The sequence below is a fragment of the Zhongshania aquatica genome (assembly GCF_027257955.1).
In the GTDB taxonomy this organism is placed as follows: Bacteria; Pseudomonadota; Gammaproteobacteria; order Pseudomonadales; family Spongiibacteraceae; genus Spongiibacter; species Spongiibacter aquatica.
On the sequence record NZ_JANZNQ010000004.1, the window covers coordinates 170,571 to 196,974 of the forward strand.

The 26,404-nt window shown below is 49.7% G+C and carries 24 protein-coding genes; 22 read left to right on the forward strand and 2 right to left on the reverse strand.

What is annotated here, in order from left to right:
- Positions 1-65: 65 nt before the first annotated feature.
- The 6 genes from pepP (at position 66) to gcvH (ending at position 7,146) form a co-directional block, all read left to right on the forward strand.
- Positions 66-1,397, forward strand: a complete 1,332-nt coding sequence (gene pepP / locus O9X78_RS05590; protein WP_269618628.1) for a Xaa-Pro aminopeptidase — start codon at positions 66-68, stop codon at positions 1,395-1,397.
- Positions 1,384-2,631, forward strand: coding sequence for a 2-octaprenyl-6-methoxyphenyl hydroxylase (ubiH, locus tag O9X78_RS05595; protein ID WP_269618629.1), 1,248 nt, complete (start codon positions 1,384-1,386; stop codon positions 2,629-2,631). Before pepP ends, ubiH begins: the two co-directional genes overlap by 14 nt.
- Before the next feature lie 5 nt (positions 2,632-2,636).
- Complete coding sequence (locus tag O9X78_RS05600; protein ID WP_269618630.1) at positions 2,637-3,872, forward strand: UbiH/UbiF/VisC/COQ6 family ubiquinone biosynthesis hydroxylase; 1,236 nt, start codon at positions 2,637-2,639, stop codon at positions 3,870-3,872.
- Positions 3,873-4,011: 139 nt separating this feature from the next.
- On the forward strand, positions 4,012-5,043 hold the full coding sequence (locus O9X78_RS05605; protein ID WP_269618631.1) for an extracellular solute-binding protein: 1,032 nt from the start codon (positions 4,012-4,014) through the stop codon (positions 5,041-5,043).
- Positions 5,044-6,687 carry an ABC transporter permease gene (locus O9X78_RS05610; protein ID WP_269618632.1) on the forward strand — a complete coding sequence of 548 codons (1,644 nt, stop codon included), beginning with the start codon at positions 5,044-5,046 and terminating at the stop codon, positions 6,685-6,687.
- Positions 6,688-6,759: 72 nt separating this feature from the next.
- Positions 6,760-7,146 (forward strand): glycine cleavage system protein GcvH, encoded by a 387-nt coding sequence (gene gcvH, locus O9X78_RS05615; protein ID WP_269618633.1) that lies wholly within the window; start codon positions 6,760-6,762, stop codon positions 7,144-7,146.
- 67 nt (positions 7,147-7,213) lie between these two features.
- Here gcvH and O9X78_RS05620 read toward each other — a convergent pair whose 3' ends face one another.
- Positions 7,214-7,870 carry a histidinol-phosphatase gene (locus O9X78_RS05620; RefSeq protein WP_269618634.1) on the reverse strand — a complete coding sequence of 219 codons (657 nt, stop codon included), beginning with the start codon at positions 7,868-7,870 and terminating at the stop codon, positions 7,214-7,216.
- A gap of 159 nt (positions 7,871-8,029) precedes the next feature.
- On the opposite strand from O9X78_RS05620, the gene rppH reads away from it, so the two are divergent.
- Together rppH and ptsP are read left to right on the forward strand one after the other, a co-directional pair.
- A complete protein-coding gene (rppH, locus tag O9X78_RS05625) occupies positions 8,030-8,536 on the forward strand; it encodes an RNA pyrophosphohydrolase (RefSeq protein ID WP_269618635.1) in 507 nt (168 codons plus the stop codon).
- The gene (gene ptsP, locus O9X78_RS05630) at positions 8,536-10,800 is read left to right on the forward strand and encodes a phosphoenolpyruvate--protein phosphotransferase (protein WP_269618741.1); all 2,265 of its coding nucleotides are present in this window, start codon (positions 8,536-8,538) and stop codon (positions 10,798-10,800) included. The genes rppH and ptsP overlap by 1 nt, the downstream gene beginning before the upstream one ends.
- An 18-nt stretch (positions 10,801-10,818) precedes the next feature.
- Here ptsP and O9X78_RS05635 read toward each other — a convergent pair whose 3' ends face one another.
- Positions 10,819-11,556, reverse strand: a complete 738-nt coding sequence (locus tag O9X78_RS05635; protein ID WP_269618636.1) for an NRDE family protein — start codon at positions 11,554-11,556, stop codon at positions 10,819-10,821.
- A gap of 68 nt (positions 11,557-11,624) precedes the next feature.
- On the opposite strand from O9X78_RS05635, the gene O9X78_RS05640 reads away from it, so the two are divergent.
- The 14 genes from O9X78_RS05640 (at position 11,625) to O9X78_RS05705 (ending at position 26,055) form a co-directional block, all read left to right on the forward strand.
- Positions 11,625-12,416, forward strand: coding sequence for a sulfite exporter TauE/SafE family protein (locus tag O9X78_RS05640; RefSeq protein WP_269618637.1), 792 nt, complete (start codon positions 11,625-11,627; stop codon positions 12,414-12,416).
- A 3-nt stretch (positions 12,417-12,419) separates the two neighbouring features.
- Positions 12,420-13,220, forward strand: coding sequence for a prolipoprotein diacylglyceryl transferase (gene lgt, locus O9X78_RS05645; protein WP_269618638.1), 801 nt, complete (start codon positions 12,420-12,422; stop codon positions 13,218-13,220).
- A gap of 1 nt (position 13,221) precedes the next feature.
- Positions 13,222-14,061, forward strand: coding sequence for a thymidylate synthase (locus tag O9X78_RS05650; RefSeq protein ID WP_269618639.1), 840 nt, complete (start codon positions 13,222-13,224; stop codon positions 14,059-14,061).
- Positions 14,062-14,075: 14 nt separating this feature from the next.
- Positions 14,076-14,582, forward strand: coding sequence for a dihydrofolate reductase (locus O9X78_RS05655; RefSeq protein WP_269618640.1), 507 nt, complete (start codon positions 14,076-14,078; stop codon positions 14,580-14,582).
- A gap of 313 nt (positions 14,583-14,895) precedes the next feature.
- Entirely contained in the window at positions 14,896-15,735 is an 840-nt protein-coding gene (locus tag O9X78_RS05660) for a DUF3450 domain-containing protein (protein ID WP_269618641.1), read from the forward strand.
- Positions 15,735-17,123 (forward strand): MotA/TolQ/ExbB proton channel family protein, encoded by a 1,389-nt coding sequence (locus O9X78_RS05665; RefSeq protein ID WP_269618642.1) that lies wholly within the window; start codon positions 15,735-15,737, stop codon positions 17,121-17,123. Before O9X78_RS05660 ends, O9X78_RS05665 begins: the two co-directional genes overlap by 1 nt.
- 3 nt (positions 17,124-17,126) lie before the next feature.
- Positions 17,127-17,654, forward strand: a complete 528-nt coding sequence (locus tag O9X78_RS05670) for a MotA/TolQ/ExbB proton channel family protein (protein ID WP_269618643.1) — start codon at positions 17,127-17,129, stop codon at positions 17,652-17,654.
- Between the two features lie 10 nt (positions 17,655-17,664).
- A complete protein-coding gene (locus O9X78_RS05675; protein WP_269618644.1) occupies positions 17,665-18,072 on the forward strand; it encodes an ExbD/TolR family protein in 408 nt (135 codons plus the stop codon).
- A 5-nt stretch (positions 18,073-18,077) separates the two neighbouring features.
- Positions 18,078-18,680 (forward strand): energy transducer TonB, encoded by a 603-nt coding sequence (locus tag O9X78_RS05680; RefSeq protein ID WP_269618645.1) that lies wholly within the window; start codon positions 18,078-18,080, stop codon positions 18,678-18,680.
- Positions 18,680-20,062, forward strand: coding sequence for a tetratricopeptide repeat protein (locus O9X78_RS05685; protein ID WP_269618646.1), 1,383 nt, complete (start codon positions 18,680-18,682; stop codon positions 20,060-20,062). The genes O9X78_RS05680 and O9X78_RS05685 overlap by 1 nt, the downstream gene beginning before the upstream one ends.
- Positions 20,063-20,189: 127 nt before the next feature.
- Positions 20,190-21,179 (forward strand): hypothetical protein, encoded by a 990-nt coding sequence (locus O9X78_RS05690; protein WP_269618647.1) that lies wholly within the window; start codon positions 20,190-20,192, stop codon positions 21,177-21,179.
- 335 nt (positions 21,180-21,514) lie between these two features.
- Entirely contained in the window at positions 21,515-24,877 is a 3,363-nt protein-coding gene (locus O9X78_RS05695) for a transglutaminase family protein (RefSeq protein ID WP_269618648.1), read from the forward strand.
- Positions 24,878-25,068: 191 nt separating this feature from the next.
- Complete coding sequence (locus tag O9X78_RS05700; protein WP_269618649.1) at positions 25,069-25,563, forward strand: nitroreductase family deazaflavin-dependent oxidoreductase; 495 nt, start codon at positions 25,069-25,071, stop codon at positions 25,561-25,563.
- A gap of 36 nt (positions 25,564-25,599) precedes the next feature.
- Complete coding sequence (locus O9X78_RS05705) at positions 25,600-26,055, forward strand: styrene oxide isomerase (protein WP_269618650.1); 456 nt, start codon at positions 25,600-25,602, stop codon at positions 26,053-26,055.
- Positions 26,056-26,404: the final 349 nt, after the last annotated feature.

Here is a 26,404-nt window from a genome sequence, read left to right on the forward strand (position 1 = left end):
TGATAAGCTTTTGCGACTAACCACCTTGGCGTTTGCGCCAGCTTCATATAGGTATTGAGAAAAGCATGACGATTAGTAAGCAGGAATTTGCCCGTCGCCGTAAAAATTTGATGGCTCTCATGGAGCCAGACAGCATTGCGGTTATACCTTCTGCCAAAATGGTCACTCGCAATCGCGATTCGGAATATGCCTTCCGACAGGATAGCGACTTTTATTACCTAACTGGTTTTGACGAGCCCGATGCCGTATTGGCTTTATTGCCGGGCCGCGCGGCGGGTGAGTGTGTGATGTTCTGTCGCGACCGCGACCCCACGATGGAGCTATGGACTGGATACCGCGCTGGCCCGGAAGGCGCATGCACAAATTTCGGCGCCGACGATGCCTTTCCGATTAGCGATATCGACGACATTTTGCCGGGGCTGCTAGAGGGGCGCCAACGTGTGTATTACGCGATGGGCCGTCACAGTGAGTTTGATCAGCAGGTTATGCAGTGGGTTAATGTGATCCGCTCTAAAGTTCGCACTGGCGCCCAGCCTCCCGGTGAGTTTTTAGATTTAGATCACCATTTACATGATCTACGTTTGTACAAATCTGCCGCTGAATTAAAGCTGATGCGTCGCGCCGGAGAAATTTCTGCCGAGGCGCATGCCCGCGCAATGCGCACATGCCGCCCCGGCGTGTATGAGTATCAGCTTGAAGCGGAAATTCTTCATGAATTTGGCCGCAATGGTGCGCGCTTTCCGGCCTACAGTACGATTGTGGGGGCTGGTAAAAATGGCTGCATCTTGCACTATGTTGAAAATAGCTGCGAAACCCGCGACGGCGATTTGGTGTTGATCGATGCCGGTTGCGAATTGAATTACTACGCCGCAGATATAACTAGAACCTTCCCTGCTAACGGTCGTTTCTCCGCCGAACAGCGGGCTTTATATGAGGTCGTTCTCGATGCTCAAAAAGCCGCTATTGCGGTAGTGAAGCCCGGCAATCATTGGAATCAGCCCCACGATGAAACCGTGCGTGTAATCACTGAGGGGCTAGTGAAACTGGGGCTTCTAAGTGGCGAGGTAGATGCGTTGATTACTGCCGAGGCTTATCGTCCCTTTTATATGCACCGTGCCGGTCATTGGTTGGGCATGGATGTGCACGATGTTGGTGACTATAAAGTGGGTGGTGAGTGGCGAGTACTTGAAGAGGGCATGGTGCTCACGGTGGAGCCTGGTATTTATGTGGCGCCGGACAATATGGATGTGGATGCAAAATGGCGTGGCATTGGCATTCGTATCGAAGATGATGTGGCGGTGACTAAAAGCGGCTGCGAGGTATTGACGGCTGGTGTGCCCAAAGAAGCCGACGAGATTGAAGCATTAATGGCGGAGGCGTGTCTTGCCGCACACTGATTACGACGTCGTTATTGCTGGCGGCGGTATGGTTGGGGCCAGTTTGGCCCTGTGCTTAGATCGCTTTAGTTGTGCCGGTTTACGGGTGTTGGTTGTTGAAAATTTCCCCCTGCCGCCGCTCAGCGACGAAAAGCCTGCGTATCGGCCGAGCTTTGATGCACGTTCCACTGCGCTGTCATTCGGCAGCGCACAAATCTATGAAGAGCTGGCGATGTGGCCGCTGCTTACAGAGCATATTTGTGCGATTTCTCAGGTTCATGTTTCTGATCGCGGTCATTTTGGCAGTGTATTAATGAATGCCGCTAGCCAGGGCTGGCCTGCCTTGGGCTATGTTGTTGAAAATGCCTGGCTTGGGAATGTGTTACTTAGTCAGCTCCGCAAAAATACTAAAGTCGAGTTCTTGTCACCGGCCTCCGTTGAGTCAGTGTCCGTTTTTCAAGGCTATGCAAGCTTGAGTGTGCGGGAAGGCGATGCCGTGAAGGAGGTGACGACCCAGTTGGTGGCGATTGCTGATGGAGCCGACTCGGGCCTGCGCAGTCAGTTAGGTATTGGCGCCAGTATTGATGATTATCATCAGGTCGCGGTGATTGCCAATGTTGCCACAGAGAAACATCATGATGGTTGCGCTTTTGAGCGTTTCACCGAAAGAGGGCCTCTGGCTCTGTTGCCATTATTAGCCGATGAATCCGGCATGTCGCGTTCTGCCCTTGTGTGGACTTTTCCAGAGGCAATGGCTGACGAAGTGGCTGCGTGGTCTGATGAGGAATTTTTAGCTGAGCTGCAGCGTAATTTTGGTTATCGTTTGGGGCGCTTGCGCAAAGTTGGTCAGCGCGGCGCCTTTCCATTGCGCTTGATGCAGGCTGAAGAGCAGGTGCGTGGCCAAGTCGCCGTGCTGGGTAATGCTGCGCATTCCTTGCATCCCGTGGCTGGTCAGGGTTTTAATTTGGCGCTGCGCGACGTGGAGTGTTTGAGCCGTTTAGTGGCGGGTGCTCACCGCCGTGGTGATAATCTTGGTGACTTAGCTTTACTGCAGAAATACACCAGTAGCCAGCGCGGCGACCAGTTCGTCACGACGACCTTTTCAGACCAGCTGACGGGGATTTTTAGTAACCGGAAGCCGGTGTTGAGTCTTCTCAGAAACCTCGGTCTGTCTATGCTGGATATAACCCCGCCGGCAAAATCACAGTTTGTGGCAAGAGCAGCGGGTATTTTGCCCGGTGCGGCAGCGGAGTAATTGTAATGTCGGCAGAGAATGTTGCTGATTTTGATTTGGTGATAGTTGGCGCTGGTTTGGCCGGCGCGGCGCTCGCTTTAGCTGTGGCAGATTTGCCTCTTAAGGTCGCCTTAGTGGAGGCGCAGGCAGTGCGCGAAGGTTGGCCGCCAATTGATGAAAGCGTGTTCGATTACGACGCGCGAGTAAGTGCCTTGACCGAAGCCTCGCGGTCATTCTTGGAAGGCGTTGGCGCGTGGTCTGATATCGCAAGTCGTCGCGCCTGTGCTTATACCGATATGGACGTGTGGGACGGTGAGGGCACCGGGCGTATTCATTTTGCGGCTAGCGAGGTGAAGCGCGCCGCTCTTGGTCATATTGTTGAAAATCGCTTAATTAATGCGTCGTTGATCAATAATCTGCGGGAAAATGGCCGCGTTAAGTGTTACTTCGGTACGCCAGTAGACACCATGAGTCGGCACCAAGGTTTGATTAGCCTGCAGCTTGCCGGTGGCAAAATTGTGCGCAGCCCTGTTGTGGTTGCGGCCGATGGCGCAAATTCAAAGGTGCGTGATTGGGCGGGTTTTGTGACCCGTGAATGGGATTATCATCATCACGCCATTGTCGCCACGGTAGAGACCGAGCGTCCGCACGGCAAAACCGCGTGGCAGCGATTTTTACCCGAGGGGCCGTTGGCCTTTTTACCTTTGCCGGATAACGCCGATGAGCAGCGTTATTGTTCCATTGTGTGGTCGGTAAAACCGGAAATCGCAGAGCAATTGATGTTGTTGGACGATGACGATTTTTGTCGCGAGCTGGGAGCCAAGTTTGAACATCGCTTAGGTGCGGTTGTGGCCTGCAGTCGGCGCTTTAGTTTTCCGCTGCGCCAGCGTCATGCGGCGGATTATGTGTGTGATGGCGTGGTGTTATTGGGCGACGCCGCGCACACCATTCACCCTCTTGCGGGGCAGGGCATTAATCTTGGTTTTCAAGATGCGATGGTGTTGGCTGAAGAATGTCGCCGCGCTTGCGATCGCGGGTTGGCGCTCTCTGATACTGCGGTGCTTAGCCGCTATCAGCGTCGGCGAAAAGGCGGAAACTTAGCGATGATGGCGATGATGGAAGGCTTCCAGCATTTGTTTGAAACCCCTGCCATGCCCCTGCGATTGCTGCGTAACACCGGGATGCGCTGGCTGGATTCTGCGCTGCCCTTGAAGCGGCAGATCATTGCAAAGGCAATGGGCTTGTCGGATAAGCCGCAGTAAATTTTTCGTTTAACCCCTTATTTTGCGCGGCGAGCTTCGTGCCGATCGGGACATTAATTTCGATTATAGTGCGGAATGCATTGAGAAGTTTAATGATAATAATTATCATCTACGCCCGAATTTCTCCTGAGAGGCTTGGATGATGCGAAAAATCGCGCTGATCATTGCAGCAACTATCGTTCTAGGCGCCTGTGGCAAAAGTGAGCCATCCCAGCCAGATGGGCCAGAATTGGTGATTTATAGCTCACGGATCGAGCAGCTGATTAAACCCATATTCGATGACTTTACCAAGGAAACCGGTATTACCATTCGCTATGTCACCGACGAGGCGGGGCCGTTGCTGGCTCGTTTGAAAGCCGAAGGTGAAAACTCCCCAGCTGATATGTTGATTACTGTTGATGCCGGCAATTTATGGCATGCCGCTGATATGGGTATTTTGGCGCCGGTGAAATCTGAGGTTTTGAATACCAATATTCCACCTGCGCTGCGCGATGAGCAGGGGCGTTGGTATGGGGTATCTATTCGTGCGCGCACGATCGTGTACGCGACTGACCGTGTTAAGCCAGAAGAGTTGGCGGGATATGAAGATCTTGCTGGCCCGCAATGGAATGGTCGCCTGTGTCTGCGAACCTCTAAAAAAGTGTATAACCAGTCTCTTGTTGCCAGTTTGATTGTGGCCTTGGGTGCAGAAAAAGCTGAGGAAGTGGTAAGCGGCTGGGTTAATAATTTAGCGGTCTCGCCGTTCGCCAATGACGTCAAAGTGGTTGAGGCCATTGATGCTGGTCAGTGCGATGTCGGCTTGGTGAATACCTACTATCTGGCGCGTATGTTGGAGGAGAACCCAGATTTGCCGGTGGGTCTTTTCTGGGCGAATCAGACCGGTGAGGGCGCAGCTGGGCGTGGTGTGCATGTCAATATTTCCGGTGCCGGTATTACTAAAGCCAGCAAGCACAAAGAGAATGCGATGCGTTTGTTGGAATGGCTGTCTGGGCCGACAGCGCAATACGACTTCGCGCATTTGAATCAGGAATACCCTGTTAATGACAAAACTGCACCGTCTGAATTGATAGAGCAGTGGGGGCGTTTTCGCGCAGACACCATGCCCTTGAGCGAGGCGGGCAGACTGCAGGGTGATGCGATCAGATTGATGGATAGAGTGGGATACCGCTAGGTGCCAGTCGCAGCGCCAATCGTTTCGCATATCGGGCCGGGCCAGTCGAGGGCGGGCTTGTGGGTTCTGCGGCTGGTTGGTATTGCCGCCGTGCTCGGTGTATTGGCGCCTATTTTAGTGGTGGTGATGAGTTGGTCTTCTGCGCAGACCGATGTCTGGCAACATTTGATCGCGACCCAGCTAGGAAGCCTATTATTTAATACCTTGGTGTTATTAGTCGGGGTTGGCTTGTTGGTTAGTGTGTTGGGTATCGGCTTGGCGTGGTTCACCGTGATGTGTGACTTCCCCGGCAGAGGCTGGTTTGAGTGGCTACTCATGTTGCCCATGGCGGTACCTGCCTATGTTATGGCGTTTGTGATTCTTGGCATATTTGATTTCGGCGGCCCATTTCAGAGTTTTTTGAGGCTGCAGTTTGGGCAAGAATACGGCAGCATGGATGTCCGTAATGCCTTTACGGTTATTGTCGTTTTTTCCCTAGTTTTATATCCCTACGTTTATATGTTGGCACGCAGTGCCTTCCTCTCCCAAAGTAGCGATACTACCGAAGTGGCGCGGGCGCTAGGGTGCAGTCCTTGGCAGGCATTTTACCGCGTTGCACTGCCTATGGCGCGCCCAGCGATCATTGCTGGGGTGAGCTTGGCGATGATGGAAACCTTGGCGGATTTTGGCACCGTTGCGGTATTTAATTATGACACCTTTACGACGGCTATCTATAAAGCGTGGTTTGGCTTTTTTAATATTCAGGCGGCGGCGCAGCTGGCATCGATACTGTTATTGTTTGTGGCGATAACCGTGTTTGCCGAGCGTCATTCTCGTGGTGGTCGCCGGTTTGTGCAGGGTGGTCGTTTACAGCATCGCTATCGATTCCCATTGAAGCCAATGAAGGCGTGGGCAATGACTGGGATTTGTTCGCTGGTCTTGGTGTTGGCCTTTGTGTTGCCCGTGTTGCAATTAATTCAATGGGCGGTAGCTGAAGGTGCCGCGCAGTTAACTCAGCGATTTTTTGAGTTGCTACAGCACACTTTGTTATTGGCTGGTTTTGCGGCGCTGATCACGGTGTTCTTGGCGATGGTGCTGGCGTTCAATCGCCGCCAAGTAAAGCGCGGTGGTTTTTTTAGCATGGCCCAGCTTGGTTATGCTTTGCCGGGTTCGGTATTGGCGGTGGGTATTATGCTGTCCTTTACCTTTATTGATAATCAGCTTTTTATCCCCATTCAGAAGTGGTTTGGCATGTCGCCAGCGCCGGTGTTGCTCGGTTCAATTTTAACCTTATTGGCGGCCTACTGGATTCGATTCTTGGCGGTCGCTAGTGGGCCATTGGAGTCGTCTCTTGAACGTATCCGCCCGAGCTTGCCCGAGGCGGCTCGCACCTTGGGCGCCCATGGTACTGAATTAGTCTGGCGCATTTATTTACCAATGTTGCGGCCCGGTCTGCTTACTGCGATGGTGTTGGTGTTTGTCGATGTAATGAAAGAAATGCCCGCCACACTGCTGCTTCGTCCCTATGGTTGGGATACCTTGGCGGTGCGGATTTATGAGATGACCGCGGAGGGGCATTGGCAGCTGGCGGCACTACCCGCATTAGCGCTAGTTGCCGCAGGATTGATTCCTGTGATAATAAGTATCCGTCGAACTAGTCATTGAGCACTTTGTATTTGTTGTTCGCGGCGTTAAAATGCGCACATCTAACGTATCGTCAGCAGAGGACGGCCTTCAATGAGCAATACCCCAAGCGAATTAAAATATGCCACAAGCCACGAGTGGGCGCGCCTCGAGTCAGACGGCACAGTGACAGTTGGCATTAGTTACCACGCGCAAAATGCACTAGGTGACGTGGTTTTTATCGAATTGCCAGAGGTCGGTTCTGAGTATTCACAGGGCGATGAAGCGGCTGTTGTAGAGTCTGTTAAAGCCGCATCCGATATTTATGCGCCGGTGTCAGGTGAAATAATTGAAGTAAACGACGCTTTGGATGAAAGTCCTGAGACAGTAAATGAATATCCCTACAGTGATGGTTGGTTTTTCCGTATTCAGCCCACTGACCTGAGTGAGTTGGATAACCTGCTTGACGCAGAAGCCTATGACGAGCAGTGCGACGAATAATATCCGCAGCTAGTTCATAAAAAAGCCCGGCATTGACCGGGCTTTTTTATGTGCGGCATTTATTAATTTAATCGCGAAGGCTAATGACTGGCCAGCCGGCCTCAATAGCGTTGGCTTTTAATGTATCATCTGGGTCGACTGCGATGGGGTTGTCAACGACCTTTAACAGTGGCAGGTCGTTGTGAGAATCGCTGTAAAAGTAACTGCCTTCGAGAGAGTGATCGGTTTCGGTTAACCAGTTTTGCAGTCGAGTCACTTTGCCGCTTTGAAAACAAGGTATACCGCTGGGATTGCCAGTGTAGCGGCCGTCAATAATTTCCCCTTCGCTAGCTAGCAGTGTTTTTACGCCCAATGCGTGGGCTATCGGTCTGGTGACGAAGCTGTTTGTGGCGGTGATTATCATAACGAAGTCGCCGGCGTCGCGGTGCTGCTGGAGAAGAGCGTCGGCCTTCGGGAGTCGCAGTGGTGCAATGTACTCGGCCATAAATGCTGCGTGCATGCCTGCTAGTTCGTCGCTGTTGTATTTGCTCAAGGGGCTTAAGGCAAAGCGCAGGTAGGCATCTATGTCGAGGCCGCCCTGCTGGTATTGTTGGTAGAATTCGTCGTTTTTAGCTTTAAACTCATCGCTATTCACGATGCCTTTGGCGACTAGAAACTCGCCCCACGCGTGGTCGCTATCACCGGCCAGCAAGGTGTTGTCTAAATCAAAGATTGCGAGGGCCATGCGTGTCTCCAGAAATGCGGTTTGCTAAGGCGGCATAGCATAGCCTTTGATGAGGGCTTTTTCATCTTTATGCGGACTTGGTGGTAGAGTGAATTCCCAGTGTCGGGAATTTGTGGAACAATAGAAAACAGACATAAAATCAAAACAATAGGTGATGTAGTGATTGACTCGGATGGTTTTCGTCCCAACGTTGGCATTGTGCTTGCAAATGAGCATGGTCAAGTGTTGTGGGCGCGCCGTGTCGGTCAAAGTGCGTGGCAGTTTCCCCAGGGCGGAATTCACGAAGGTGAGTCTCCTGAGGCTGCGCTATACCGAGAACTCTACGAAGAGGTTGGGCTGCGTGAAGACGACGTGAGTCTTCTTGCGTGTACCCGCGGTTGGTTGCGATATCGCCTGCCACAGCGATTGATTCGGCGTGACAATAAGCCACTTTGCATAGGTCAGAAGCAGAAGTGGTTTTTACTCCAAATGAAAACCGATGACAGTAAGATTAGCTTTGACTGTGGTGATAAGGCGGAATTTGATCATTGGCAGTGGGTAAGTTATTGGTATCCATTGGGTGAGGTTGTGGCTTTTAAACGTGAAGTTTATCGACGTGCCATGAAAGAATTGGCGCCTCGGCATGCTCGCTTGGTGAAAGATGCGGTGAGTGGTGAATTGCTATGATGCTCGAAGCGCTGCGAAGTATTGTTCAGGCAGTTAATGCTGCGGGCAACCTACAGGCAGCCTTAGACATTATTGTCAGCCGTATTGCCGAGGTTATGGGTACTGAGGTTTGCACCGTTTATTTGCGCGATCCCGAGACGGGTCGGCTCATCTTTATGGCGAACCAGGGTTTAAATCCCGAGCTCATTGGTAAAATAAGCATTAGTCCAGACGAAGGTTTGGTTGGTCAGGTCGCGCGTCGCGAAGAACCGGTTAACCTTGATCACGCGGAAAAACATCCCAATTTCTTATATTTGCCGGGGATCGGCGAAGAACAATATCATTCCTTTTTGGGTGCACCAATTATCCATCAGCGCACAGTAATGGGTGTGCTTGTTGTGCAGCAGAAAGACAGCCGTCGTTTCGATGAAAACGAAGAGGCCTTCTTGGTCACCATGTCGGCGCAGCTGGCCGGCGTTATTGCCCATGCACGTGCCACTGGTTCAATTACAACCTCGCAGAATGCAGTTGGCGCGACGGCGTCGTTTAAAGGTATTGCTGGCGCGACTGGGGTGGCGATTGGGCGCGCGGTGATTGTTGCTCCTGCCGCTGATTTACACTCTATTCCTCGTCGCCAAAGTGACGATCCGCAACTAGAGCTGCAGGCATTCGACGCGGCATTAAACGCCGTGCGAACAGATATTCGTGCCCTGAGCGAAAAATTACTCACCCAGTTGCCCGCCGATGAACATGCTTTATTCGATGTGTATCTGCGCATTATTGATGATGGCTCGTGGGCGGCGGAAGTCATTAAGAAAATCAATGATGGTGAGTGGGCTCAAGGTGCATTGAGTCAGGTTATGTCTAGTCATATCCGTACCTTTGAAATGATGGAAGATGCTTATTTCAAAGAGCGGGCGACGGATATCAAAGATTTAGGTAGGCGTGTGCTCGCGTATTTGCAATCGAGCGACGCTGAGCCAGCCGAGTATCCTGAAAAAACGATTTTGGTTGGCGAGGAACTGACGGCTTCTATGCTCGGTGAGGTGCCCAGAGAAAAGTTGGTGGGCATGGTGTCGGTGCGCGGCTCAAGTAACTCGCATGTTGCTATTTTGGCGCGGGCGATGGGTATTCCCACGGTGATGGGGGCCAGTGATTTACCCTATACCCAAATTGAGAATGCCAACCTTATTGTGGATGGCTACTCAGGGTATGTGCATTACAACCCGTCTGTGGAAGTGTACGAACATTTTCGTTCGGTGTCGGAAGAAGATCAGGTCCTAACCCAGGGGCTTGAGGCCTTGCGCGATTTGCCTAGCGAAACCCTTGATGGTCATCGTATGCCGCTTTGGGTGAATACGGGCTTGATGGCTGATGTGGCGCGTTCATTGGATCGCGGTGCGGAAGGTGTAGGGCTGTATCGTACCGAAATTCCGTTTTTGCTTCGCGAACGCTTTCCTAGCGAAGAAGAACAGCGCGCGATTTATCGTGAGCAATTAATCGCGTTCGCACCTCTGCCGGTGACGATGCGTACCCTAGACATTGGTGGTGATAAAGCGCTGCCGTATTTCCCTATCGAAGAAGAAAATCCTTTCTTAGGCTGGCGTGGAATTCGCGTTACGCTCGATCACCCAGAGATTTTTCTGGTGCAGGTGCGGGCGATGCTAAAGGCAAGTGAGGGCCTCAATAATCTGCGCATTATGTTGCCGATGATTAGTAATGTGCAGGAAGTGGACGAAGCACTTGAGCTTGTGCGACGGGCCTACGACGAGCTGATAGAAGACGGCTGGGATATCACCTTGCCGCCCATCGGCGTGATGGTTGAGGTGCCTGCGGCCGTATATCAGGCCCGACAATTAGCGCGGCGGGTAGATTTTTTGTCGGTGGGGTCGAACGATTTAACCCAATATCTGTTGGCGGTGGATCGCAACAATACCCGTGTTGCAGACTTGTATCATGCTTATCATCCTGCAGTGTTGAATAGTTTGCAGCAGGTTGTGGATGCCGCTCACGCCGAGGGCAAACCGGTGGGGATTTGTGGCGAGCTCGCCGGTGACCCGGCAGCGGTACTTTTATTGATGGCGATGGGCTATGACATGCTGTCGATGAATGACAATAGCCTACTCAGGGTGAAAGCGGTTGTTCGCAGCTGCCGCTTTGAGGATCTCCAGGCTTTGTTAGAGAGCACGATGCTGGTTGATACCTCCGACGAAGTGAAAGCCTTGTTGCGGAAAATGATGATTGATATTGGAATGGAACGTCTGCTTCAACCAATCGGTGCCTGAGCACAGGCTTGGGTATGGCTAGTCGGTCATAAAGCTGAAATGTTTAATCGTGCCTTCTTGGGCGGTGCCATCTGTATATTGTTGTTCCCAGAAGTCCCACTTTCCGCGCTCGCTCAGCGTAACAATACTACTTGAGCGGGTGCCGTAGCTGTCATAACTGACAAAACGGCAGGATAGTGCGCGATAAAGCTCTTCGTCGAGGTTGTCGGTCGGTGTTTTGTCTTGAAGCATAGTAAGTAGGGTTTTGTATTCTGCGCCCGCTGCCAATGTGGTGCGCATGTCATTGCGGCCTTTTTTTGTTTTTTCATTTTCGGCGCTTAAGAGAATATTACCAATGGCGTGAATACCCGCTGGTAACACTCGCCAGCCAGATTCGACATTATTTATGTAGCTAAGTGTTTCGCCGTCGCAGGCAATAAAATTGAATGGCCGATATTGCTGTTTCTCTGCGTCTAACTGGGCGACGAATTCGGTACTTGTTTGCGAGCTAAGTAGGAAATTTTTGACTAAATCGCCTCGACTTCGCTCCCCCGTCGCGGCTTCCTCTCTTAGATTGGTCACTGCCGCGAAGTGTCCGTTGCGGCTAATACCAAGCCAACTGCCGCCAAACTCTAAGTCCTTGCCAGCCAGTATTTGAGGGTGCTCGGGCCAGAATTCTGTTGCTAGGGTGGGGCGCTGAAAAAACTCATCGCGGTTTGCTGCGACAGTTAAAGGCTGCTTGGGGTCATTTTGCCAGCTTATTAATATTAAGCACATCAATCCATTCGCTGTTGTTTACGGTTATTGGTCGTCATAATAGCAGCTTTGCCGAGGGCGTCAGTGGCATGATTTTATTGGTTTACTTGGCCGTTGGCGCTGTCGCCGGGGTCGCTGCGGGTTTGTTTGGGGTGGGCGGTGGTTTGGTTATCGTGCCTGCGCTGGTTGTTTGTTTTAGTTTTTTGTCGGTTGCGCCAGAGGTTACCATGCAGTTGGCGGTAGGTACCTCCTTGGCAACTATTGTGGTGACTTCGCTGAGTTCAGTGCGTACACACCATCAGCTAGGTAACATCGATTGGTCGTGTTGGCGCTCCTTGGCGCCGGGTATTGCTTTGGGTGTCGTGTTTGGCGTCGCAACCGCGGCCTCTTTGCCGGGCCAAGTTTTGAAATTAGCCTTCGGTATTTTTAGTATTGTTATTGCAGCGTACATGGGTTTTGGTAGGCTGCCATCGGCGTCACGGCAGCTGCCTAAAGCAATAGGCCTGGCCGCGGCAGGGACTGGCATTGGATATTTTTCGGCCATGTTTGGTATTGGTGGTGGTTCCTTAACCGTACCGTATTTAAGTTGGTGTAATGTGCGTATGCAGGCGGCGGTGGCAACGTCAGCGGCTTGTGGATTGCCAATTGCAGTTGTTGGCTCGGCTAGTAATATGGTCGCTGGTTTTGGTCAAGCCGATTTACCTGAATACAGTTTTGGGTTTATCTACTTGCCGGCATTTATTGGTATAGCTTTGTTGAGCGCGCCGTGTGCAAAATTCGGCGCGCTCTTGGCTCAGCGTCTTTCGGCTAAGCGTTTAAAACAAAGTTTTGCGATGTTTCTGCTCCTGGTGGGCGGTCAGTTTATATGGGGAGCGCTTTAAGGCATGTTGAGACATCCTGATTTTGATCCGGTGGCGATTAGCATCGGGCCACTGGCGGTACATTGGTACGGGCTAATGTATTTGGTTGGCTTTGCAGCTGCGTGGTTTATTGCTAAAAGCCGAACTAAACAGCCTTGGAGTCCACTGAACGAGGCTCAGGTAGAGGATTTAATCTTTTACGGTGCCGTTGGGGTAATTGTCGGTGGTCGATTTGGCTACGTCATTTTTTATAATTTTCCGCAGTTTTTACAGGACCCTCTGTGGTTGTTCCGTGTGTGGGAAGGCGGAATGGCATTTCATGGTGGGCTGCTTGGGGTGATCGTCGCCGTTGCTTTATACGCTCGTAAGATAAAAGTGCCGGTCGTATCGCTATGGGATTTTATCGCGCCGTTGGCGCCGATAGGTCTCGGACTGGGACGTATTGGTAATTTTATTGGTCAAGAGTTGTGGGGCCGTCCTACTGATCAGCCTTGGGGTATGTTGTTCCCGCGAGATCCCTTGCAATTGCCTCGCCACCCGTCGCAGCTATACCAGTTCGCACTTGAAGGGGTGGTGTTATTTATTATCATTTTTTGGTTTACCCGCAGGCAACGGCCGCCCTATGCAGCGGGGTCTTTGTTTCTATTGTGCTACGGATGTTTCCGATTCCTTGTGGAGTTTGTGCGCGAGCCAGATCAGCATATCGGTTTTGATGTGCTCGGGTGGATGACGCGCGGGCAAGAGCTATCATTGCCCATGATTTTGATTGGCGGTGGTTTGTTTATTTGGGCTTACACACGGCCTAGCATAAAACAGAGGAAGTAAGATGCAGCAGTATTTGGATTTGTTGCGCGACGTACGTGACACGGGCACTGACAAGGGTGACCGCACGGGAGTAGGTACGCGTTCGGTGTTTGGTCGGCAATTGCGCTTTGATTTAAGGCAGGGTTTTCCCCTGTTAACCACGAAGAAAGTACATTTGCGCAGTATTATTAATGAGCTAATTTGGTTTTTACAGGGCAGTTGCGATAATAATTGGCTGCGCGAACGCGGTGTCTCCATTTGGGATGAGTGGGCGCTTGAGAATGGTGATCTTGGTCCAATTTATGGCAAGCAGTGGCGAAGCTGGGCTTGTCCAGATGGTTCGACCATCGATCAGATCAGTGAAGTGGTGGATATGATCCGTCGCAAACCAGATTCTCGTCGTCTATTGGTTAATGCGTGGAATCCCGCCGATTTGCCCGATGAGTCTTTGAGTCCTCAGGAAAATGCCCGACGGGGTAAGGCTGCACTGCCACCTTGTCATACCCTGTTTCAGTTTTACGTTGCCAATGGGCGCTTGTCTTGTCAGCTATATCAGCGAAGTGCAGATCTGTTTCTAGGCGTGCCGTTTAACATTGCAAGCTATGCTTTGCTAACGCATATGATCGCTCAGCAGTGCGATTTAGAGGTGGGTGATTTTGTTCATACCTTTGGTGATTGCCATCTCTACCAGAACCATCTTACCGATGAGATTGTTGAGGAGCAGTTGCGACGTCAGCCAAGGCCACTGCCTCAATTAATTATCAAGCGGCGCGCCGCATCTATTTTTGAATACACCGCGGAGGACTTTGATTTCGAGGGGTATGATCCCTATCCCGCTATAAAAGCGCCGATTGCGATATAACACGAGGAGTAGAGGTGGTTACCGTTTCACTTATTGTTGCCATGGCAAAAAACCGAGTTATCGGTGTAAATAATCAATTACCGTGGCATTTGCCCGCCGACTTAAAGCATTTTAAAGCGACCACCATGTCCAAGCCGATCATTATGGGCCGGAAGACTTGGGAGTCGATTGGTCGGCCTTTGCCGGGGCGCAGTAATATTGTTGTTAGTCGCCAGGAGGATTACGTCGCCGCTGGCGCGGAAGTTGTTGCTACTGTTGATGATGCGCTCGCTTTGGCTCGTCGCGAGGCCCTGTCAAGGGGGCTTGACGAGGTGTTTATCATAGGTGGTGAGACGATCTATCGGCAAGCGCTGCCAGAGGTCGATCAGATGTACGTCACAGAGGTTGATGTTGAGTTAGATGGTGACGCTTGGTTCCCAGAAATTGAACTAAATGAGTGGGAAGAGGTCTCGCGCGAGTGTTACCCAGTAACGCCCGAGGTGTCGCCCGGATTTTGCTTTGTCACTTGGCGGCGTGTGTAAGCGAAATAAGTTGTTTTATAAATGGTCGCGAATATTCCTGCTTTCGGTCTCGCTGTTTTTGTTGTCTTATTGAGCGTTACTTAAGTGGCGCGCTGTGTTACCACTCTTCACGAAACTGTAACTCTTTAACACATATAATTAGCAAGAAATTTTATATTACGAAACATTTAGTTTTGTCGTTGATTCTTATGTTTGCACATGATTAAAATAAGCCCCGCTGTATGAAAGCACGGTCTTACGACTGGCCGTACGGCTGACAGAAGATAATAAGCTCTGCTTTCACTAAACGTCCCAAATAGGAAAAGCAATTCCCATGAAAACGCAACGATTGAAAACAATCGCGCTGGCGGTCAGTGTGGCTGTTGGTATGCTGGCCGGATCGCCGGCCTACTCAGCTGATAAGACTGCTGGGCAAGATCCTGCCGCAGCGCAACCGCCAGCTAAACCACTTATCCCAGTCAGCTCAGTACTTGATGTTGGTATCAAGAGAACGAAGGCAGCAAAGCAATCTCAAGTAAAAGTTGATCGCTTGGCCGCTGAGACTGGTGATCTACTACAAGATTATAAAACTGTGATGAAGCAAGTAGACGGTCTCCGTGTCTACAACGCTCGTCTCGAAAAACAGATTGCTGGCCAATTGCGCCGTATAGCAAGTCTGGGTAAGTCAGTTGATGACGCAACTGTCATTCAGCGCCAGATCACTCCACTGTTGATTCGTATGATTGACGGTCTTGAGCAGTTTGTTTCTCTTGACGTGCCATTCCATAAAGAAGAGCGCGAAGAGCGTGTTGAATTCCTGCGCGCCAATATGGACCGTTCGGATATCACCATTGCAGAGAAATTCCGTCAAGTTCTCGAAGCCTACAAAATTGAAAATGAGTACGGCCGTAAAATTGACAGCTACAAAGGCGTTGCTTCGGTTGGCGGTTCTGACCGTGAAGTTAACTTCCTGCGTATTGGTCGTATCGGTTTGATGTATCAAACAACTGATGGTGAGCAATCAGGTGCTTGGGATCAAGATCAGCGCAAGTGGGTTGAGCTAGATTCTGGTGACTACCGCGGTGCTATCCAAAAGGGTCTGCGGATTTCGAACAAGCAGGCTTCTATCGATATCATGAAACTCCCGATTCCGGCTCCGGAGGCTGCTAAATAATGAAACGTAATCTATTAAAGGCCGCTGTGTTGGCATTCAGCGGTGCGATTGCCGTTGCATCCATGCCGGCGATGGCCGAAGACGCTAAGTCGCTTGACGAACTATTGAAAATGGTTAAGCAGGGCTACGCAACTGATGCTCGCGAAAACAAAGAACGCGAGCAACGCTTTGCAGCCGCTCGTTATGATCAGCAAAAAACCCTTGATGAAGCTAAGCGCACATTGGCTGCTGAAGAAAAGCGTTCGTCTGATCTAGAAAAAACATTTGAAGAAAACGAAACAGTTATCACTGAAAAGCAACGTCAGTTGAAAGAGCGTCTAGGTACCCTGACAGAATTGTTTGGTCACCTAACATCTACAGCGGGCGACCTTCGTTCTAACTTTTTGTCTTCTATCATCAGTGTTCAGTTTCCTAAACGTGACCAATTCATCGATGACCTAATCGCTAAAATGTCTGGCGCAGAAGAGCTGCCAAGCATCGAAGAGATCGAGCGGGTTTGGTTTGAACTTCAGCGTGAAATGACCGAATCTGGTCGCATCGTTAAGTTCAAAACTCCGGTGACAACTGCTGGCGGTGAGACAAACGAGCAAGAAGTTGTTCGTGTTGGTACTTTCAACATGGTTAACACTGAAGGCGAATACTTGCAGTACATCCCTGAAACTGGTGCGCTTGCTATTTTGTCTCGTCAGCCAAGTGGTCCATACATGAGCTGGGCTGAAGACCTTGCGCAAAGCACGTCAGGCATGAGCCCGTTTGGTGTTGACCCTACAGGCCCTACTGGTGGTTCATATCTAGCTGCATTGATTGATAGCCCGACTCTTACCGAGCGCTGGCATCAAGGTGGTGTGGTTGGTTATGTGATTACCGCAGTTGGTGCCTTGGCGATGTTAATTGCTTTCTGGCGCTTAATTGTTCTTTCTATCGAAGATATGAAAGTGAACAGTCAGCTGAAAAGCAAAAAAGCAAACACCAACAACAGCCTTGGTCGTGTGTTGAAAGTGCATGAAGATAATCCAACCATGGATTCAGAGACTCTTGAGCTGAAACTTTCAGAAGCAATTTTGAAAGAAACACCACGCTTAGAGAATTCTCTAAACCTTCTGAAAATTATTGCTGCAGTAGCGCCTCTACTAGGTCTACTCGGTACAGTAACCGGTATGATTATTACCTTCCAGGCGATTACTATCTTCGGTGCAGGCGATCCGAAAGCAATGGCTGGCGGTATCTCTGGTGCACTTGTAACGACTGTACTTGGTCTGGTGGTTGCGATCCCAACAGTTCTGCTGCACACCTTCGTTAGTGGTCGTGCCAAGAAGATTATCCATGTTCTTGATCAGCAAACTACGGGCATCATTGCCGAACACACGGAAGGTCACGCGGGGAATTAAGCGATGTACCTACTGAATGAATGGATCGAGATTATCCGAAGATTCATGGATTCGGGCGGCGACGTACTTTGGGCGATCGCCGGCCTAACTTTCCTGATGTGGACGCTCGCTCTAGAAAGACTTTGGTATTACAAATTTAGCCTGTCGAAAGACGTCAATGGTGCTATTGGTTCTTGGGAAAAGCGTGCGGAGCGCAAATCCTGGAATGCCAAGCAGGTTCGCGAGAAGTTGATATCTGAGGTATCGCTTAAAATTAATGCGAGTTTGCCGATGATCCAGACTATGGTGGCGTTATGCCCACTGCTGGGATTGTTGGGCACGGTTACCGGTATGATTGAAGTGTTTAACATCATGGCGGTAACTGGTGGTGGCGATGCGAAATCGATGGCTGGCGGTGTTTCAAAAGCAACAATCCCGACTATGGCGGGTATGGTTGCCGCTTTGTCAGGTGTCTTTATCAATACTTATGTAAAGAGTATTGCAGACCGTGAAAGCGAGCTTTTGGAAGACCATCTGACAACAGATCACTAAGAGAACGAACATGAGAAGGAATAAAAGAGCCGGAACAGAGGATAATCCCTCTGAAATAGACTTGACGCCGATGCTCGACGTTGTGTTTATCATGTTGATCTTCTTTATTGTAACGGCGTCCTTTATTAAGGAAGCTGGTGTCGAGGTGAATCGCCCTGACGCGTCAACATCAAGTAAGAAAGAGAATGTAAATATTCTGATTGCTGTAACAGCAACTAATGAAATATGGATTGATAAGCGCCGGGTTGATAAGCGTGCGGTTCGCTCTGTTGTTGAGCGGATGCATGCGGAAAATCCTAAAGGTGCCGTGGTTATTCAGGCTGATAAAGCTTCGAATACCGAAACGGTTACTGCGGTTATCGATGCCAGCCGTTCAGCGGGTGTATACGATGTTTCATTGGCCACTGAAGATAGCTGATCAATATGAATATTATTCGACTATTAATTGGTGCGGTATTGGCATTTGTGGTGACAGCATCGCTGTTCATCCTGATGCCATATCTTATCGAGATGGCTGACAAAACGCTGGACGAAAAGCCGCGTACAAAGCTAGCTGATATACAGATGCCGGACACCAAAATTGAAACAATGAAGGACAGCAAGCCCGATAAGCCGAAGGAGCCAGATGAGCCACCGCCGGATATGGAGCAACCTGAGATGGAAGACATCAATCCAAATTTGGATGTTGTCAATATGACCCCAGCTCAGAGTGTTGATTTGACAAATACCGCTGGCGGGCTTTCAGCCTCTGATGGCGAGTACTTGCCAATCGTTAAAGTTGCCCCTATATATCCGCGTCGTGCGCAGAGTCGTGGTGTAACTGGCTACTGTACGGTTGAGTACACGGTAACCAAGGCGGGTACCACTAGGGATATCGTTGCGGTAGATTGCGAGCCGTCGGGATATTTCGAGCGTGCTTCGATCAAGGCAGCTGAGAAATTTAAGTACAAACCGCGTGTGTCTGATGGCGAGCCTATTGAGGTTCCGGGCATACAAAACCGGTTCACTTATGAGTTGGAAAAATGATGTCTGATTATCACTTGAGCACTAAATCGTTGCGTCCGGTGTTGGTCAAGCTGGGTTGTTCTATCGCTCTCGGTGTAGCTACAGTGTTTGCCATGCCAATTGTAAGTTCATCCTTACAGCCGGTGCTTGGTGAGCAGAGCGTGGGCATTGCCCACGCCGCTGAGAAGAAAGAGAAGCCCAAAAAGAGCACACGTAGAACGCCAGCTATCCGCGCTAAAATTTATGAAAAGCTAAATGCAGCGCAGGAAGCGGCGGACGCGAAAAAGTACAATGAAGCCATCAAGTTACTCAATGATCTCCGTGATACAGAGGGTCGGAACTCGCTGAATAGCTATGAGCTTGCCAATCTCTACAATATGTATGCGTTTATTTACTTTACTCAGGAAAAGTATGAGTTAGCGCTAGATGCATATCGTAACGTTGTAAAGCAGCCGGATATTCCGGAAGCCATGGAGTTAAACACTAAATACACCATTGCCCAGCTTTACTTTGTAAAAGAAGATTACAAAGGCGGCGTAAGCACTCTGTTAGAGTGGTTCAAAGCCAAGCAAGCCTTAGGCGAAGATCCTGGTGCTGGCGCATATGCGCTTTTGTCGCAGGGTTACTACCAGCTTAAAGATCTTGACCGTGCGTTGAAGTATATTGAAGTTGCAATCAATGACTACACGAGCCGCGGGAAAGTCCCTAAAGAGCAGTGGTGGGGCTTGCAGCGTTATTTGTACTATGAAAAGAATGATATTAAGCGCGTAGCTGCGATTCTTGAAGAGACGCTAAAGTATTACCAGAAAAAAGCCTACTGGCTTCAGTTGTCAGCAATGTACAACGAACTCAAAATGGATGCTAAGTCTACTGCAGCAATGGAGACGGCTTACACCGAAGGTGTTCTGGATAATGATAAAGAGCTAATCAATATGGCGTACCTCTTCCTGTCTCAGGAAGTGCCATACAAAGCAGCTAAAGTGCTTGATAAAGGTATTAAAAAGGGTGAAATCCCTGCGACATCTAAGAATCTTGAGTTGTTAGGCAACGCCTGGCGCCAGGCTCAGGAATTGAAGAAGGCGATTCCAGAAATGGAAAAAGCAGCAGCGAAATCCGATAAGGGTGAACTGTGGTCGCGATTGGGGAACATCTATCTTGATAATGACGAGTTCGATAAGGCAGAAAAGGCCATAGAGAATGCGTTTAAGAAAGGTGATCTAAAGCGTCCTGATAGCGCGTATTTAGTGCTTGGTATGGCTCGTTTTAACCTTCAAGAGTATGACGGTGCTCGCAAAGCGTTTAAAGAAGCTGCGAAAAGCGAAAAGTCTGCCGACTATGCGAAGTCATGGATGGAGTTCATGACGAAAGAAATTGAACGGCAAGAAGGATTGAAGGATGGCTAAGTAAGCATCTTTGAAATTCTGCGAAAAGGCACCCTAGGGTGCCTTTTTTTGTATTTGAGTGATGGACGGATAGTGTTTCACTTCCTATAGTTCTATTGCGAGTTTTTAAATAAGAGTAGTTTTTTACATGCGCCCGCTGGTAATTAGTTTTAAACAGTTTTCGTTGCTAGCTTGTGCCTATCTATGGCTAGGTGCCGTGCATGCCGGCGATCAAGGAGAGCCGGATGATGAGGCGCGCGGGTTATTCAGTCGCACTCTTCATGGTGCAGAGTCTACTCGAGATACTTGGTCGGAGCGTTGGGTCGATTTTGCAGAGGGCGTTGACTACTTTTTTACGAAAGAAGATTCTCCACCGGACTACCAAAACGAGAGTTATGTTAAGTTGCAGCTAAAGCAGACCTGGGAAGAGCACGGTATTATTCAGACCGATGTTCGAGTGAAAGCGAAGTTTGATCTGCCAAATACTCAGCGAAATGCAAAGCTGTTCTTTAGTAGCGACGAATACACTGAAAACTCTCTGGAGGAGCGGGTTAGAAGTAATTCGACGGGAGAGCGTTTTCGCCGCAAAGAATCAGTGTCTGGTATCGAATTGACGCCAGAGGGCGAGTGGAATAAATGGAAGCGTTCGGCGAGGATCGGTATCAAGTTGCGCGCGCCATTAGTGACCTTCGGTAGATATCGCCTGACTCGTCCCATGGATAACTGGGGGGAGTGGCTACCGGAGTTTACTCAAGAAATTTGGTATTTCAGTGATCGTGGTTGGGGAGAGACTAGCGAGTTTGAAATGCACCGGCCCTTGGGTGAAAAAATGGGGCTTCGCTACTATACCGTTCTCGAGTTTGAGGACCAAAATGACTTTTTCGAAAATGTGCATGTTTTTTCATTAGCGCAGGGGCTATCTCAGCGGTCAGCAATGGAATATCGTGTCGGCACGGTCTTCTCAACGGAAGACAGTGCACGAATGACCGCTTATTTTGTTGGCTCGAACTACAGTTATAAGCTGTATGAGGACTGGATTTTTCTTACCGCTGGACCGGAAGTGTTTTTCCCAAGAACCGAAGGTTGGAATGCGGAAGCAAGTTTTACTATAAAGCTTGATGTCTATTTTTCAAAGTAAGCTTTACTGCATACCCCGTCTGAACTAGATTACCTTCTTCTTCGAGTGATACGTCATCTTTGATCCGCCTTGACGTGGCGAGTGTTAGTTGGCGCGATGTGTGCTAGAACTAGAAGTAGCACTAAGTAGATTGTGTTCCACGGGTTTAAATGTATCCCCCTTCAATCTTCGTGTTTCGCTATAAAGCCGTAGTTAATTTGTAAGGCACAAGGTCTATGCTTATAGGATATATGCATATTGGTCTATCAGAGTTGTTTAGCCAGGCCTTGTGTTTCGTAGATATATTCAATGTATAAACGGATGTTGACGTAAATGCGTTTTCCGCAGGAGAAGTAATGACAATTCGCGTGGCTATTCATCACAAGACTTATTATAGTTTTGACCGCCTAGTTAACCTTTCGCCACACATTATACGCCTGCGGCCGGCGCCGCATAGCAGAACGCCAATTCACAGTTACAGTATGAAGATTGTACCTGAAACGCATTTTTTGAACTGGCAGCAAGACGCGTTTGGCAATTACTTGGGCCGACTGGTTTTTCCAGAGAAAACCGATAAATTCTCGGTCGAAGTCGAAGTCCTGGCGGATATGACCGTTATCAACCCTTTTGACTTCTTCGTTGAGGAATACGCAGAGAAATTTCCTTTCTACTATAAAAAGCAACTTAAGAAAGAGTTGGCACCTTATCTTGAGAAAGAAAAACAGGGTAAATTATTCAATAAATTAGTGAAGTCAATTTCCAATACGAAGCGCCCGGTGAATGATTTTCTGGTTGAGGTAAACCAAACCCTTGAAAAGAAAATTGAGTACTGCCTTCGTTTTGAGCCTGGCGTACAGGACCCCGAAGAAACATTGCAATTGGCGAAAGGCTCCTGCCGTGATTCCGCGTGGTTAGCTGTGCAGTTGTTTCGTCACTTGGGTATAGCGGCGCGCTTCGCGTCCGGCTATTTGGTGCAGTTAACCTCTGACGAAAAGTCCTTGGATGGCCCGAGTGGTCCAGAAGAAGACTTTACTGATTTGCACGCTTGGTGTGAAGTATACATTCCGGGCGCCGGTTGGATCGGCCTTGATCCTACGTCAGGCTTGTTTGCTAGCGAAGGTCATATTCCGCTTGCGTGTACTCCCGATCCGGTGTCTGCGGCGCCCATAGAAGGTTATACCGATGAGTGTGAAGTGGAATTTGATTATTCCAATGTTGTTGAGCGTGTTCATGAAGATCCCCGCGTTACCAAGCCTTATAGTGACGATCAGTGGGCTGATATTTTATTGCTTGGCGAACAAGTTGACGACGATCTCATTAAAAATGATGTTCGACTTACGATGGGAGGTGAGCCTACATTTGTATCTGTTGATGATATGGAATCCCCCCAGTGGAATATAGAGGCGCTTGGCGCCGAAAAGATAAGTTTAGCGAAAACACTGCTGTTGAAATTGCGTGATCATTTTGCGCCGCAGGGCTTATTGCATTATGGCCAGGGGAAATGGTACCCCGGTGAGGAAGTACCGCGCTGGGCGCTAGGTTTGTTTTGGCGAAAAGATAATGAGCCGCTGTGGGCTGATTCGGCGCTTTTGGCTCGAGTTGATAATGACTACGGCCACAATGTGGCGACCTCAGAAAAGTTCGCGTTAAGTCTGGCAGAAAAGCTAAGTTTAGCTAAAGACTATGTGCAACCCGCATACGAGGATGCCCTGTACTACTTATTACAGGAGCAAAAAATACCGAAGAATATCGATATTCTAGCGTCTAAAATCAGTGATGATCTTGGTCGTCGGCGTCTTGCGCGATTGCTAGAGCAAGGTTTTAAAGACCCTACTGGCTATGTCGTTCCGCTAGCGTGGGAGCCGGTGATAGGCGAGTGGATAAGCAGTGTTTGGAATGTAAAGCGCGAGCGTCTGATACTCACTCCCGGTGATTCTCCGATGGGGTTGCGCTTGCCTTTGGGGGACTTGCCTGAATTAGAAGAGCCTGAAATTCAGCCAGATCGCGATCCTTTTGAAGAGCGAGGCCCACTGCAGGCTCGTCAAGATATTCATTTTCCAATTGAGCCTACCGCGCCGACGCCACAGCGCTTGCAAAGTGCGTCTAAGGCGTTGGCTGACAAGCTCAAGTACGCCCAGAGCTTGGTAAGAACGGCAATGTGTCTCGAGGCGAGGGCAGGGAAAGTGCATATCTTTATGCCACCACTACACAGCCTTGAACATTATGTTGAACTAGTGGCGGCGATCGAAGAAACCGCTAAAGAGCTCAGTGTCCCGGTAATTTTAGAAGGCTATGAGCCGCCACGTGATCCTCGCTTACAAAAGCTCTTGGTGACGCCGGACCCAGGTGTTATCGAGGTGAACGTACACCCCACATCGAGCTGGAAAGAATTGGTGGCGAACACCACTGAGTTGTATTCCGCGGCACGTGAATCGCGTCTCGCAGCAGAAAAATTTATGTTAGATGGCCGTCATACCGGGACCGGCGGCGGTAATCACATTACTTTGGGCGGTGTAACGCCTAGTGACAGCCCCATATTACGACGTCCAGATCTGTTGCGCAGTTTGGTCACGTTTTGGCAGCATCATCCAAGCTTGTCATATATTTTCTCAAGTGCATTTATTGGGCCGACGAGTCAGGCGCCGCGAGCTGATGAGGGTCGCGATGAAATGATGTACGAGATGGAGATCGCGTTTCAGCAAATGCCTGACGGGCTGGCGGAGCAGCCTTGGTTGGTGGACAGGTTAATGCGTAACCTGCTCATCGATATTACCGGTAATACCCATCGCGCTGAGTTTTGTATAGATAAGCTGTATGCGCCGGGCAGTGCAACCGGCCGATTGGGCATACTCGAATTTCGGGGCTTCGAAATGCCGCCACATAGCCGGATGTCCTTGGTGCAGGCTTTGTTGATTCGAACTATGGTTGCACGATTCTGGAATGAGCCTTACAAGAAACCTTTGGTTCGTTGGGGTACAGCCCTGCACGATAAGTTCATGCTGCCGCATTATTTGTGGCAAGACATGAAAGATGTTGTGGCCGATTTGGAGCGCGCGGGCTATCCATTTAAAGCCGAATGGCTATTGCCTTTTGAAGAGTTTCGTTTCCCTCACTACGGTCGCGTCAAGCTTGATGAGATTGAAATCGAATTGCGCTGGGCTGTTGAGCCTTGGAATGTGCTCGGTGAAGAGGTAGGCAGCTTTGGTACGGCACGATATGTTGATTCGTCTGTTGAGCGGCTACAAGTTAAACTGACCGGGTTAACCGATAGTCGCTATGTTCTTGCGTGTAATGGTCGCCGAGTGCCGCTGGCAAATACTGGGCGTCATGGTGAATATGTCGCTGGTGTGCGCTATCGGGCTTGGGCACCGCCATCAGCGTTGCATCCTACTATCGGAGTGCATACGCCGCTGGTGTTTGACCTGATCGATACTTGGACGGGGCGTTCTGTCGGGGGCTGCAGTTATCATGTGTCTCATCCCGGTGGGCGTACCTACGAAACCTTCCCGGTGAACGCGTTTGAAGCAGAATCGCGACGTGGTAATCGCTTCAGTACGGTAGCGCACACACCTGGGCCATACACACCAAGGCCTGATTTGGACGCGGTGCGGGAGTTCTTTGCCGAGCCACCACGACCTATGGCGCCGCCGCCAGAAGAGTCACCTGGTGAGTATCCACACACCCTCGACTTGCGTCGCAAGCCAAACTGGATCGGTTAGCCACGTTTGCTTAGTTAGGCTAGCGATAACTCGATCATTTTGAGTTGTCGCTAGCTCTAGCTGTTTCCCCCTCCAGACGGACGACGTCTATACCTCATTGATGCCTATACAATATTGAGTCAGCCCTCACTTAGGGGAGTAGATGTGTTCGCTACTTTCCGCTCTAGCTATAGCTCTACGAGAATAAAAATATGACGAAGAAGCTTGATTACGTGAAAACTCGTCGGGAGGATGTCGACGAGATTCCACTGAAGTGGCAGCGTTTGATTCAGCGAGTGATGAAACATTACACGCGATTCAATGTGTGGGTTTATAAGAAAAGTGGCGGACGGTTATTAAAAAATTTCCCCGGTGGTTTCCCCATTTGTATCGTTGGTATGACTGGCCGTAAGAGCGGTGAACGGCGCGAAATTGCCTTAATTCATCTGCCGTGGGGTGATAATAAATTATTGGTGGCATCTCAGGGTGGTATGGAAAAGCATCCGCAATGGTATTTCAATATCGCCGCTCAACCAGAGATCGATATCATGGTGCGCGGTGATAAAAAGTCCTACCTTGCAATTCAGGCGGATGACGATCAAAAGAGAGATCTGTGGCCGCATTTACTGAGTTTGTACCCAGATTTTGACGAGTATCAGGCGCGAACTGATCGAGATATTCCCGTGTTTATCTGCAAGCCACAATAGCGGACATCTGCGCAAAAAATAATAAAGGAATAGTGTATGTCGGATTCTGTAGTTGCGGCTGAGCAACAGCGTAGCTTGGCTTTGCATGGCGTTGTCATTTTGTTTCTCGGTCTGCTAGCGGGAATCGGGTTTTCATATGCTGCATCCACGATGGAGGTGGTTGATCCTGCTTACGGTGCGTGGCGCTTTGCACATATGGAAGGCATTCTAAATGGTGTTCTTGTGTTGGCTGTGGCCGGAGTGTGGCAGCGTGTAAATCACGCGGGAAAACTAATTACTCTTGCTCGGATAGCGTTAGTGCTGGGTTGTTATGCCAATATCGTCGGCCCACTGATTAATGCCTTGTTTATAGGGAAGCGGCTAATTATTCCCGAAAGCGGTATTGAGGCATTGGTGGTCTACGGGTTTTATATTCCCGGCACTTTACCGCTATTTTCGTTTGCCGTGTTTGCGCTAAACCTCTTTCGCCAGCGTAGAAATACATTGGTTTAAAGAATAAAGCAGTTACCCGCACCCGCACCCGCATTACCGAGTGTGTAGCTTATAGGGGCTGCTTGATTTTGTTCACGTTCAGTGCATGGTGCTGTCTACGACATCTAAAATGGTGCGGTTAAATATTTAAATAGGTGTGCTCATTATTCATGTGTGTCAGCGAAGCCCCCTAAAGCCAACTTCATGAGGCGGGTGAGAGTTTGTTTGGGTATTTAAACTCGCACTCTTTGTTGATTGTTTTTGGTGCTGAAGGATAGTGTGGCGCCTTTATTTGGTGCGATTTTTTTATTTGCTTGCTCAGTGTTTGAAAAATATTTGTGATGACTGTCCTTTGGGCTTTTATGGCGTG